At 66.9% G+C, this 12247-nt stretch carries 12 protein-coding genes; 7 read left to right on the forward strand and 5 right to left on the reverse strand.

All coding sequences use genetic code 11. The annotated features are described in order from the left end of the window. Genes SSPN_RS51220 through SSPN_RS0116745 form a run of 4 tightly spaced genes read left to right on the forward strand, consistent with a single transcriptional unit; the run spans window position 1 to window position 2036 of the window. Entirely contained in the window at window positions 1-234 is a 234-nt protein-coding gene (locus tag SSPN_RS51220; RefSeq protein ID WP_083821752.1) for an FAD-dependent oxidoreductase, read from the forward strand. Continuing rightward, on the forward strand, window positions 206-547 hold the full coding sequence (locus SSPN_RS56760; protein WP_010696316.1) for a hypothetical protein: 342 nt from the start codon (window positions 206-208) through the stop codon (window positions 545-547). Before SSPN_RS51220 ends, SSPN_RS56760 begins: the two co-directional genes overlap by 29 nt. Further along, window positions 484-1146 (forward strand): FAD-dependent monooxygenase, encoded by a 663-nt coding sequence (locus SSPN_RS44190; RefSeq protein ID WP_237710652.1) that lies wholly within the window; start codon window positions 484-486, stop codon window positions 1144-1146. Before SSPN_RS56760 ends, SSPN_RS44190 begins: the two co-directional genes overlap by 64 nt. A 41-nt stretch (window positions 1147-1187) precedes the next feature. Beyond that, on the forward strand, window positions 1188-2036 hold the full coding sequence (locus tag SSPN_RS0116745) for an arylamine N-acetyltransferase family protein (RefSeq protein ID WP_010696320.1): 849 nt from the start codon (window positions 1188-1190) through the stop codon (window positions 2034-2036). Between the two features lie 156 nt (window positions 2037-2192). On the opposite strand, the gene SSPN_RS0116750 is transcribed toward SSPN_RS0116745, so the two are convergent. Next, on the reverse strand, window positions 2193-3125 hold the full coding sequence (locus SSPN_RS0116750) for a LysR family transcriptional regulator (RefSeq protein ID WP_044574193.1): 933 nt from the start codon (window positions 3123-3125) through the stop codon (window positions 2193-2195). An 83-nt stretch (window positions 3126-3208) separates the two neighbouring features. On the opposite strand from SSPN_RS0116750, the gene SSPN_RS0116755 reads away from it, so the two are divergent. Next, on the forward strand, window positions 3209-4501 hold the full coding sequence (locus SSPN_RS0116755) for an aspartate aminotransferase family protein (RefSeq protein ID WP_010696324.1): 1293 nt from the start codon (window positions 3209-3211) through the stop codon (window positions 4499-4501). Window positions 4502-5072: 571 nt separating this feature from the next. Here SSPN_RS0116755 and SSPN_RS0116760 read toward each other — a convergent pair. Continuing rightward, window positions 5073-5702 (reverse strand): FMN-binding negative transcriptional regulator, encoded by a 630-nt coding sequence (locus SSPN_RS0116760; protein WP_010696325.1) that lies wholly within the window; start codon window positions 5700-5702, stop codon window positions 5073-5075. Window positions 5703-5820: 118 nt separating this feature from the next. Here SSPN_RS0116760 and SSPN_RS0116765 point away from each other — a divergent pair, with 118 nt between their 5' ends. Continuing rightward, complete coding sequence (locus tag SSPN_RS0116765) at window positions 5821-7152, forward strand: aminotransferase class I/II-fold pyridoxal phosphate-dependent enzyme (RefSeq protein ID WP_010696328.1); 1332 nt, start codon at window positions 5821-5823, stop codon at window positions 7150-7152. A gap of 616 nt (window positions 7153-7768) precedes the next feature. On the opposite strand, the gene SSPN_RS0116770 is transcribed toward SSPN_RS0116765, so the two are convergent. The 3 genes from SSPN_RS0116770 to SSPN_RS0116780 are packed head-to-tail and all read right to left on the reverse strand — an operon-like array spanning window position 7769 to window position 11291. Further along, on the reverse strand, window positions 7769-9430 hold the full coding sequence (locus tag SSPN_RS0116770; protein ID WP_010696330.1) for an amidohydrolase: 1662 nt from the start codon (window positions 9428-9430) through the stop codon (window positions 7769-7771). Continuing rightward, window positions 9427-10788: an MFS transporter gene (locus SSPN_RS0116775; protein WP_237710567.1), complete on the reverse strand. Its 1362-nt coding sequence runs from the start codon at window positions 10786-10788 to the stop codon at window positions 9427-9429. The genes SSPN_RS0116770 and SSPN_RS0116775 overlap by 4 nt, the downstream gene beginning before the upstream one ends. Beyond that, on the reverse strand, window positions 10749-11291 hold the full coding sequence (locus tag SSPN_RS0116780; protein WP_029535414.1) for a DUF5943 domain-containing protein: 543 nt from the start codon (window positions 11289-11291) through the stop codon (window positions 10749-10751). The genes SSPN_RS0116775 and SSPN_RS0116780 overlap by 40 nt, the downstream gene beginning before the upstream one ends. 90 nt (window positions 11292-11381) lie before the next feature. Between SSPN_RS0116780 and SSPN_RS0116785 the strand changes: the two genes are divergently transcribed. Then, window positions 11382-12146, forward strand: coding sequence for a GntR family transcriptional regulator (locus SSPN_RS0116785; RefSeq protein ID WP_010696337.1), 765 nt, complete (start codon window positions 11382-11384; stop codon window positions 12144-12146). The last annotated feature ends 101 nt before the right edge of the window (window positions 12147-12247 follow it).

Consider the following 12247-nt stretch of genomic DNA (forward strand, 5'->3'; position numbering starts at 1 on the left):
ATGAGCGACACGAGACCACTGGAGGTCGCGGTCGTGGGGGCGGGCATCACCGGGCTCGCCCTCGCGGCGGCTCTGCGGCGGGCGGGCATCGGCGTCGCAGTGTACGAGAAGGCGAACGCCTTCGGCGACATCGGCGCGGGCATCCAGCTCGCCCCGAACGCGGTGCGCCTGCTGCAGCGCCTCGGGCTGGCGGACGGCCGGGGCGGTGCGTTCGACCGCCATCGAGATGCGTGATGGGCGCACCGGTCAGGTGCGGGGCCGCATCCCGCTGGACGACTGCGAAAACCGGTACGGCGCGCCGTACTACCTGCTCGCCCGCTTCGATCTGCACGCGCTGCTGGCGTCCCTGCTTCCCGACGGCGTGGTCGAGCTGGGCAAGGCCTGCGAGTCGGTGGCCGAGGACGACGCGGCCGTGCGGTGCCGGTTCGCCGACGGCACGTCGGCGCCGACGTGCTGGTCGGCGCCGACGGCATCCGGTCTGCGGTGCGCCGGGCCAGGGTGGACGACCAGCCCGTGTACTCGGGTTTCAGCGTCTACCGCGGCCTAGTCGACGCCAGCGGGTTGCCCGCCTCGTTCACCGAGCCCCGGTCGATCGTCTGGGCCGGGGAGGGCAGGCATTTCGTGTGCTACCCGGTGGCCGGCGGCAGACTGGTCAACTTCGTCGCGACCCTGTCGGCCGAGGAGTGGGGCGCGGAATCCTGGTCGGAGCCGGGAAAGGCCCAGGATGTGCTCGACGCCTTCGCCGACTGGGACAACGTGCATCCCCTGGTCGAGGCCGCGGAAACGGTGACCCGCTGGGGCCTGCACGTCCGCGAGGACGGCCCGGCCTGGACCACCGCCCGGACGGCGCTGGCAGGCGATGCCGCGCACCCGATGCTGCCCTTCACTGCTCAGGGCGCGGGTCAGGGCATCGAAGACGCCGTTGCCCTGGCCGGTGCACTGGCACGCCACGGAGACGACGTCTCGGTGGCGTTGCGAACCTACGAGCAGGTGCGCCGCCCGCGGGCGACGAAGGTCCAACAGTTGTCCGGTGACATGGGGCGCAACCTCCACCGAGGTGCCTCCGAATCCCAGCAGCGTCCCGAAGCCCGGCCCGTCAGCGACACCCTCGACTGGCTTTTCGACCACGACGCGGAAGCACTGTGACGACTGCCGAGACGACCTCCGTACACAGAGGACACCACAATATGCTGCCAGCCCTTGCTGAGCACCACGTCGACGCCTACCTGGCGCGGATCGGCGCCGACCGCCCGGACAGCCCGGACCTAGAGACGCTACGGCACCTCCAGGAACGCCACGTGCTGTCGATCCCGTTCGAGACAATCGCGCTCTACACGGGGGAACCGGTGCCGCATACGCTCGATGCCGTGCAGAAGATCGTGGCACAGCAGCGGGGCGGGTGCTGCCTGGAACTCAACTCCGCGTTCGGCATGCTGTTGGGCACGTTCGGTTACCAGGTGGAGCTGCTGCACGGCCAGATCTACCGGAACTCGGTACTCGACAAGGGCATCGGCCACATGGCGCTGGGGGTCACAGTTCCGCTGTCCGGGCACGACCAGGTGTCCTGGCTCGTCGACGTCGGTCAGGGAAACAACAGCAGGCACCCGCTGCGGATCGACCTGCGCGAACCGCAACCCGATCCGCACGGCACCTACCTGCTGACTACCGCGCCCGAGGGCGACTTCGACGTGTCGTTGGATGGCATTTTGCTGTACCGGCTGGAAACCAGGGGCCGCGACGTGGAATACGGGAGCCGGTCCCTGTGGTGGTATCGCACGTCCCCGCGGTCGCCGTTCGCGGCAGCGCCGATTTCCATCGCACGCACCGAGCGGGGGAAGCGAACGCTGCGAGGGAAGGTGTTGATCGAGGATGACGACGGGCGGCGTACCCTGCGGCGGCTCGACACCGACGAGGCATTGCTGAAGACATACCACGAGTACTTCGGAATCGAGCTGGATCGGGTGCCCTCCGCACAGGAACGGGTGTCCACCGCGATAGCCACCGAGAGAAATGCCGCGTCGGACAAGAAGCGGTGATCAAAGGGCTGTGATCTCAGGTGGCGTAGGTGTGGAGTTCATCCCGCGGAACGGCGGCTGCGACCACGGTGGCCGGGCTCGATCAGGTCCAGCAAATCAGATCCGCACCCGGGAACGCCGGACGCGCCCGCACGCCACCCGCGACGAGGTGCTCGCTCAGTTCGCCCGGTGTCCGGCGGAGCCGGGCGCGGACAGGGCCGGGATGTCCGGGTGGTCGAGCAGCGTCTCGCCGACGGCGTCCACGGCCGCGCGCAGCGCTGCCTCCCGGCGCCGCACGATCGCGACGTTGCGGTGCACCGGCGTGCTGAGCTCGCGAGTGACAACCGGGATTCCGGGTGGGACGGCCAGCGCGGGAAGCATCGCCACCGACCGGCCGGACTCGACGTGCTGGAGCAGCAGCAAGTAGTTGCTGAACCGGCAGGCCACCCGGGGTTCGAAGCCGGACTCGCGGCACAGCCGCTGGGTCAGCTCGGCCATGTACGAGCCCTGCCGGTCGCACGCCCAGGTCTCCTCCGCGCATGCGGCGAGGTCGACCACCCGGCGTCGCGCGAGCGGATGGTCCGGCGGCAGGACCAGCACCACCGGGTCGGTCCCCAGCGGGACGACTTCGAGGTCCCGGTCCCACGGGAACTTGACGTAGTCCGTGGTCGTGACGATCACGTCCACCTCGCCGGTGCGCAGCGCGGCCCCGCTCTCGTGCGGTTCGGACTCGATCAGCTCCACGTGCAGGTGCGGATGCGAGTCCGCCAGCCGGGCCGCCGCCGGTACGGCGAGCGTGTATATCGCGCTCTGGAACACCCCGAGCCGGACGGTGCCGATCGGCTCGTCGTTGAGCGCGCGCAGTTCGGCCTCCGCCTCGGCCATCTGGTCCAGGATCTCGCGGCCCCGGCGGGCGAGTGCCATCCCGGTACGGGTCAGCCGCACCCGACGCCCGTACCGCTCCAGGAGCCGGCTGCGAGTCTCGCTCTCGAGCACCGCGAGCTGTTGGGACACCGTTGATGGGCTCAGATGCAGCGTCTCGGCCACAGCGCGGACGGTGCCGAGGTTGTCGAGCAGGCCGAGCAGGCGCAGGCGCCACGGATTCAGCATGCCAACATTGTGCGGCTCCATCGAACAGTTTCGTCGAAATCGCGTGATGGACGCGAAGCTGCGTCCTTCGTAGCGTCGGGGCCATGCTGGACGACATCGCGCGCACCGCACCAGAACGCCACCTCGTCCGCTACTCAGGTCGCGGCGTCTTCAGCCCCGGGATCATCGCCCGCGCCGAGGGCAGTTCGGTGTTCACCGAGGACGGGCACGAGCTGCTCGACTTCACCTCAGGGCAGATGAGCGCGATCCTCGGACACGCCCACCCGGAGATCGTCGCGACCGTTCGCGAGCAGGTCGCCCGGCTCGACCACCTCTACAGCGGGATGCTGAGCCGCCCGGTGCTCGACCTCGCCCAGCGGCTAGCGGGGACGTTGCCGGAGCCGCTGGACAAGGCCATGTTCTTGACCACCGGTGCCGAGGCGAACGAGGCCGCGTTGCGGATGGCCAAGCTCGTCACCGGCGGGCACGAGGTCGTCTCGTTCGCCCGGTCCTGGCACGGCATGACACAGGCAGCGGCGAACGCCACCTACAGCGCCGGGCGGGTCGGGTACGGGCCCGCCGCCCCGGGGAACTTCGCCCTGCCGGTGCCCGACGGGTTCCGGCCCGGCATCGTCGACGCCGACGGGAACCTGGACTGGCGCCGGCAGCTCGACCTCGGCTTCGACTTGATCGACGCCCAGTCGGTCGGCAGCCTCGCGGCCTGCCTGGTCGAGCCCGTGCTGAGCTCGGGCGGCGTCGTCGACCTCCCGCCTGGCTACCTGTTGGCGCTGCGGGACAAGTGCCGCGAGCGGGGCATGCTGCTGATCCTGGACGAGGCCCAGACCGGGCTGTGCCGCACCGGTGACTGGTACGCGTTCGAACGTGACGGCATCGTCCCGGACATCCTCACCCTGTCCAAGACCCTCGGCGCCGGGTTGCCCCTCGCCGCTGTGCTGACCAGCGCCGAGATCGAGCAGGAAGCCCACGACCGCGGGTTCTTGTTCTTCACCACGCACGTCAACGACCCGCTTCCGGCGGCCGTCGGCAACACCGTCTGCCGCGCCCGCCTCGACGTGCGCGCCCGCGAGCTGGGCGTGCGGTTGCGCGGCGGTCTGGCGGAGCTCGCCGGGCGGTATCCGGTGATCGGCGACGTGCGCGGGCGCGGTCTGCTGGTCGGGCTGGAGCTGGTCGACGGGCCGGGTGGCAAGGACGCCGACAAGCTCGGCGCCGCCGTCACCAGGCGTTGCGCTGAGCTCGGCCTGCACATGAACATCGTGCAGTTGCCCGGCATGGGCGGGACGTTCCGCATCGCCCCGCCGCTGACCGCCACCGACGCCGAGATCGATCGCGGCCTGGCGATCCTCGAAACCGCCCTAGCCGAGACGGCCGGTCGATGACGGGCTGCCGGGGATGATCGCGGTGCGGCGGTCCGGTCACACCGACAGGGAGTTGAGGCCGTCGCGGCACGGCCCAGTATTCTCGCCCGATTCGATCGTGGTGGCGTGACCACTCCGTCTGCATGCGCGTGACGAACACGTTCGCCGTACTGATCAACGCAATGAGCTTCCGTTTCGCATGCTTCGGCGGAGGCCCGGACTTCTTTCCCGTTGGCAGCAACGGTTCCGACTTCGCCCACCGCTCATTGGTCAGATCACCGCGCCCCAGAAGAGACGAGGTCATCTCAAACCTTGATCAACATAGGACGGCCCTTGCGGACCTGGCGGAACAGAGCGAACGGACATCTTCCCGGCGTTTGCGATGTTTCCTTGGCGCAACAGCAGATCGGCGATGGGTTCTGCTGATCGCCACGTGACCGAACACGGCCCGATCAGTTCCACCGGAGCCGGTTTCTTGATCGCTCACGCCCGGGCACGAACCCATGCTTGCGCGGCAATGCGCGCCGCACGGTTTGGTATTCGGAGCGACCGGAGTCGGTTCTGTTACTGAAGCTGTCACGCGGTCGTCCACTTACCTGTTGTCCAGTCCGATGGCCACCATGTGCGCGGCGGTCTCCCGCTCGGGCAGGGTGCCTTGCTCCAAGCCACGGATGACACCAGCCCGATCCTCGGCGGTGGTGTTCTGGTTCAGTTTCGCCTTGGCCACCACGCGAGTGATCGACAGTTCGATGCCGACGATTCCCTTCAGCTGCATCGCGATGAACTTCTCTGGAGCGTCGGTGACCTTCCACGGCTTCGGGCGGCCGCTCTCGTGGTTGTCGGTGAGCTTGGTGACGTGATCGAGCAGCCAGTCGCGGTCGTCATGGGCTCGCAGCTGCCCGTAGACGCTGAGGATCTGGTAGTTCCACGTAGGGACGACCTTTTGGGTCTCTTGCTTGCTCGGGTAGTACTCCGGCGTGACGTAGGCGTCGAAGCCCGGGATGATCACCACCGATTCCGCCTCGGCGGTGTAGCGCCAATGCGGGTTCGGCCGTGACATGTGCCCGACCAGCGAGTGCCTGTCGGCGTCGTAGAGCAGCGGCATCGAGGTCGTCTCCATGCTGCCGTCCGGAGCCGGGGTGATCAGGTGACCGAATCCGCCCTTGCGCAGCAGGGCCGCGGTGTCGTTCTTGGACACCTCGAAATGCTTCGGCAGGTACATCGCTACTCCTTGATGGGCGTCGTGATGGCGGGCGGCTATCGGCAAGACCCAGTTTTGTCACGTGACAAACACGGTACAAGTTGAGACCCGGCTCTGTCACGTGCCATACACTGGAAAGGTGACGAAAGACGCCGTAGATCGCGCGCCGATCATCGGTGCCTCGGCAGGTGAGATCTCCGACAGCGTGCGAAACCTGGTCAGCACAGGTCTGCTGCAACCCGGCGATGCGGTCCCGCCGATTCGTGACCTCGCCCTCGAACTCGGGGTGCATCGCAACACCGTGGCCGCCGCCTATCGAATGCTGGTCGCCGCCGGCGTGGCCGAAACAAAAGGCCGGCGCGGCACCATCATCACGTCCCTGCCACACCTAGAGGGCGAGACGGTCGTGAACACCGAGCTTGTGGACCTCTCGAGCGGCAATCCCGACCCCGCCCTGCTTCCCGATGTCGGGGCAGCGCTGTCCCAGATCGACTACCGGATGCAGATGTACGGGAGTCCGGTAATCGATCCGCATTTGGCCCAATGGGCACGCAACTCGTTCACGCCCGAACTCGACCGCTCCTTCGAGATCTCGGTGACTCACGGCGCCGTCGATGCGGTCGAGCGACTCCTCACCGCCCACCTGACGCGTGGCGACTTGGTCGCCGTGGAAGATCCGTGTTTCTACGCGAGCGAAGGGACGGTGCGACTCAACGGATTCCGCGCGGCTCCCGTCAACGTCGATGCCGAGGGACTCGAGCCGGAAGCCCTGCGGGCCGCACTCCACGAGGGGGCTCGGGCCGTCATTGTTACGCCCCGGGCGCACAATCCGACGGGAGTCAGCCTCACGGCCGAGCGCGCCCGAGAGATCAGGTCGGTGTTGCAGCGCTACCCACACGTGCTTGTGATCGAGGACGACCACTTCTCCGTGATCTCTCGCCACTCCTACAACCGGGTTACCCCACCTACCACGCAACGTTGGGCACTCGTGCGATCGGTGGCGAAGTTCCTCGGACCGGATCTACGTGTCGCGGTCGTCGCCTCCGAGCGGGAAACGGCTGACCGACTCGGGAGTCGCTTGCGACCTGGTGCCACCTGGGTGAGCCACCTTCTCCAGCAGCTTGCGGCGAATCTACTCGAGTCGGATGCCGTTACACGACAACTGGACCACGCTCGCCGCACGTACGCCGAGCGCATTGACGCACTGCGCGGTGAATTGACCGAAGCGGGAGTCGACACCCCGTTCCCCACCGACGGCTTCAACGTCTGGGTGCCCGTGCCGCATGGTTCCACCGCCGTGGTCTCAGCACTGCGGGACGTCGGCTGGTCAGTTCGGGACGGTGCTCCATTCCGAACCCCGGCAAGCAGAACCCCGCATGGGGTCCGCATCACCGCGTCAAAGCTGACGCATCCCCAGGCCCGCGAGTTCGCCCGGTGCCTCGCCGAGGTGCGTCAGTCGATCGTCAGCTGACTGCCCGTCCAGGACGACTACAGCGCCCGCCCGGAAGGTCACCGGGCGGGCGCTGCCGATCACGGTGCATTGGGTCGCCGCGAACCGGAATCACCGGGCACTCGAACCTCACAGCCGCGAGTACTTCCCTCGTCCGCGACGAATCGGGGCAGAGCTAACCGCGTACTGCGAAGGACTCGTCGGGGTGAGCTGCATTGCTCACGGCGCCGATCAGCCTTTCGCCCGAGCAGAGTGGCCAGCGGTGGACAACCTGGCCAGCCGCATTGGCCGACATCCGGTCATCACGACCAGAACCCGTTGGGGGAGCGCGCAATTGATAACTGTGGGCATGGGTTTGCGTTGACATCAAATAGACACTCATTTCGGGAGATCGGGTACCGACCGGTAACCGCACGACTGGGCGATGCTGTGCCGACAACTGACATATCAGCAGCTGCAAGAATCGGCTCACCCCTATTTCCCTGCATGGTCAGCATCAGGGTTCTGTTCGTGCGTGGCGGTCAATCCCCGTGGTTGTGCATCACGAGCTCGGTACGGGAGTAATCGTCGAGCGCGTAGATCGACAGGTTCCTGCCGCGATCAAGACTGCTGAAGATCTCACTGTGCGGCTGTCGGGCTACGCCTGGTGGAGTACGCCGGAGCGGGCGGTGCCCCAGATGGGGATGTCGCGCAGTTCGGTCGGGTGCACCTCGTAGGGGTCCTCTTCGAGGATGGCGAAGTCGGCGAATTTGCCGGGTTCGAGGCTGCCCACGGTGCGTTCCATGCCCAGGATGTGCGCGGCGTCGACGGTGATCGCGCGGAGTGCGCGGTCGACGCCGATGCGTTCACCGGGGGCGAGCACCGTCTCGCCGTCCGCGCCGAGGCGGTTGACCGCGACCCAGGCCGCGGTCAGTGGGTGCATGGGGACCGCGACCAGGGCGAAGTCCGAGTGCAGGGCGAAGGTCACGCCCTCGCGCTCCAGTGACCCGAGACGGCCGACGGCCTCGGAACGGTCCGGGCCGTAGCCCTCGTGGCTGTGCACGTGGCTGCGATAGTGCACGAAGTAGCAGTTGACACTGGCCTGCGCGCCCAGAGCCTTCACCCGGCGCGCCTGATCGGGTGTGCTGATGCAATAGTGCTCGAGGGTGAACCGGTGGTCGAAACGTGGTCGGATGTCCTGCAGTTTCGACAGCGCATCAAGCGCGGCGTCGATGCTTTCGTCTCCGTTGGCGTGGCAGTGAATCGGGATACCGGCTTGCCAGAAGGGCAGCATGCGCTCGTGAAGCTGCTCCCAAGGGACGTCGTTGCGCACGCCGTTACTGAGATCGAGATAGCCGGGAAAGCGCACGCGCAGCGACATGGCCGGGAACGAGCCGTCGGCGAGGAACTTGACGCCGTGGAAGAACAGCGTCTCGCTGTTGCGCTCGTGCAGCTCCGCGAGGTGCTGCGCCGCCTTGTCGCCGTGGTTGTCGTGCAAGGTCATCTCGTAGGACACCAGGGCCATGCGCACCGGTGTTGCCGGATCGTTGAACGCGGCGTCGTGGATGCGCCACTCGTGTTCGGGGTCGGTCAGGCCGAACAGGAGCTCTGCGGTGGTGGTGACGCCGGAGCGCACGGCGAGGGCGGCCATGTCGCGCAGCCCCTGCTCACCGGTGTCCGCAACGAGGTCGGCAGCTGATCGTCCGACCGCGGCCTTGTGTGCGGCGAACTCGATGAACTGGCCATTGAGGCGCCCGTCTGGGTATCGCCCGATGCCGTGGACCGCGCTGTCGTCCGTGACGTCGGTGGTGCTCAGTGCGGCGCTGTTGGCGTAAAGGTAGTGCGGCGCCAAGGAGATGATGAACACCGGCCGCTCCCCCACGACACCGTCCAGCTCGTCGCGGTGCAGGTGACCACCCTGAATGGCCGGGTCGAATCCCCACGCGACCAGCGTCTTACCTGCGGGCAATCGGGCGTCGAGCGCACGCAGCTCCGCCATGACGCTCTCGCGTGTCGGGTGCCCGGGATTGGTGCCACACGGGCCGGGCGAGTCGATCGGCCCCAGATACGGCACGCCTAGATAGCCCGACGACATCGCGAAGTGGGTGTGCGGGTCGATGAAACCCGGCATGATCACTTTGTCGCGCAGACTGTCGTCCACCTCGTACTCGTGCCGGTCGAGCCACGGCTTCATGGATTCGATGCTGCCGGTGGACAGCACGCGCCCGTCCATGACGGCCACCGCAGGCGCGCTCGGACGGCCCGGGTCCAGGGTCAGCACTCGTTTGGCGGGAAAAATCGTGATCTTCTTGGCAGTCATGAGGTGATCGCTCCTTGCTGGGACACGGGGTCGGTAGCGGACAGCGGGCTCCGCGAGGTCTCCGGCAGTGTCGATGCGGCGACAAGCGCAACGAGCGAGGCGACCGCGAGGTAGTAGGCGGGCGCCAGCGGGTCGCCGGTGACCTCGATCAGGAAGGTCGCGATGAACGGTGCGGTGCCGCCGAACACCGCGTAGGCGAGGTTGTAAGTGAGTGCCGAAGCGGTGTAGCGCACGCGTGTCGGGAACAGTTCGACGAGCAGCACCGCGGTCACGACGTTGCACGACACGGCACCCAGCGCCAGCAGTAGCTGCCCGAAGACCGCTGGCGCCAGACCGCTGTTGCCAGCCAGCAGGAACGCGGGCAACCCACCGACGACCAGCAACCCCGAGGCGGTGAACATGGTCACGCGTCTGCCAAAACGGTCGGAGAAGCGACCGACTAACGGGCACAGCGCGGCCGCGAACATCAGCGCAAGCACATTGGACAACAACGTCATGGACGCGTCGTGCCCGGCGGTTACCTTGAGATAGGTCGTCATGTAGGTGGTGAACATGTAAAACGACAGCGCCGTTGTGCAAATGAACAGGCCGAGTTTGGTCATGGTGAGCCCATGCGATCGCAAGGCCTCCCGCACCGGCGCGGATGCGACCGTGTCGTTGTCGGCGACCTGCTGGAAGTCCGGCGTCTCATCCAGCTTCGAGCGGATGTAGAAGCCGCACACACCCAATGGCGCGGCGATGAGGAACGGGAGCCGCCATCCCCACTCGGTCATCGCGGTTGCGCCGAACAGCCCGCTGCAACCGAAGGACACGATGGCCGCGGTGCCGAACGCCGCGAACGTGCTCACCGGCAGAAAGCTCGAGTACCACGCGCGTCTATCTCGGCGACAGTGCTCAAGCACGAACGCGCAGGCGCCAGCGTACTCACCGCCGGTGGAAAAGCCCTGCACGCATCGGATGAGCACGAGCAGGATCGGTGCGGCGATGCCGATTGCGCTGTAGGTGGGCAAGATACCCAGGGCGACCGTGGATCCGGCCATGAGCAGGATCGTGATGGCCAGCGTGCGCTTGCGGCCGATGCGATCACCCAGCGCGCCGAAGTACGCGCCGCCAATGGGGCGTAAGGCGAAGGCCACCGCGAATGCGGCGAAGGTCTTGAGCAGGCCGGCCGTTGAGTTGGAGCTCGGAAAGAAGTTGTTGGCGATCTCGGTAGCCAGGAAACCGTAGAGCGCGAAGTCGAACCATTCGACGAAGTTTCCGATGGACGCCGCGCGGATAACCTTGCGCAGCATTCTCGCGTCAGTGGCGTCTTTACTTGTCATGGCACCTTCTGGGGTAAGTTGCTGGTGAACAGGCACTCGTCACTGTTGATGCCGCACTGAATCTCGCGGACGGCCACAATCCCCGATTCGCCCGATACGTACTGGAGCGCACCCTCGAACCACGCCTCGAACAGGTAGCAGGCCCGATCGACGGATCGGACCGAGCCTGGGACGGGTAACAGGGCGGAATGCCGCACCCGCACCCGCAGCTCGCCTCGCACGGGGTCGAGTGCGTCGATCTCGAAGCGACCCCAGCCACGGCGAGTCAACCGGTCCAGGTAGTGCCGGACGATCGCTGCCCCCGCAAGCCCGAGCCGCGCGGATTCATGAGCGCACCAGTGCCACGCCGACCGTCGACCAGCATCCCGGAACAGCTGGGCGGATTCGCCCCGTCCGACCCGTTGTTCCACCGCATCCAAGTTGTTCACGAGCAGGTGCTGAGGCACCAGCACCATCGGCAAACCGTCGACGCTCCACCTCCCGGTTTCGTGGTCAACCTCGACCGGAACCGGCAGCTCGAACGCCCCATCATTCTGCATGCAGAGATAATACAAAGCGTCTATCGTGGGTCAAGGGCGAAAAATCGATGTGCCAGGATGGTGTACGTGGGACGGCGACAGCGGACACAGATGGAACGGGCGTATGCCGAGATCAAGGCGCGGTACATGACACTGCGCCTCACGCCTGGTGAGTGGATCGACGACATGAAGCTCAGCCACGAGCTCGGGCTGAGTCGCACCCCGGCGCGCGAAGCACTGTTCCTACTCGCCTCCGAAGGCCTCATCCGGGCCCATCCCGGCGGCGGCTTCACCGTGCGACCGCTGGACCTGTCGGGCATCAGCAACCTCTTCGAAGCAAACATCGTCACCGCGAAGGCGATCGCACGGCTGGTCGCCAACCGCGTGACCTCCGACGAGATCGCCGAGCTACGCGAGGCCAACGCGGTCGTCAATGACGCGATCCAGCGCAGGTCCGCGCCGGACATCGCGGAAACCAACGCCGCGCTGCACAACCTCGAAGCGCGCATCGCGCGTAACGAGTACCTCGCCGTCCTCGCCGGACGCATCTACGACGAGGGACAGCGGCTCGGATATCTCGCGTTCGGGGGCGCGGAGGACTGGAACTCCAACCGCCTCGACGACCACTTCGCGCGGGTGAGCCACGACCATTCCGCGCTCATCGACGCCTACGAGAGTCGAGACCCCGATACCGCCGAAGCCGTCGCGGTAGGCCACGTCCGGCTCTTCCGCGAACGCATCCTCACCTACATCGCCTCCAGCGGCACCGACGAGGTAGACCTGTCCGGCAACCTGATGGCATCGGTCCGGCTGAGTACCACCGACGTGCGGCAGGCGCTCGCCGGCGAGGACGCACCGCAGGAGGCGGGCGTATAGCGGCGGATGGTCGATCGCGCCGCTGTCCTGGGGTGGCTCGTTCATTCATCGCTGCTGATCAAACGGTCCCAGCTCCAGAGGCGGGTCTGCGACATACCTGG

The organism is Saccharopolyspora spinosa NRRL 18395 (assembly GCF_000194155.1).
GTDB lineage: Bacteria > Actinomycetota > Actinomycetes > Mycobacteriales > Pseudonocardiaceae > Saccharopolyspora > Saccharopolyspora spinosa.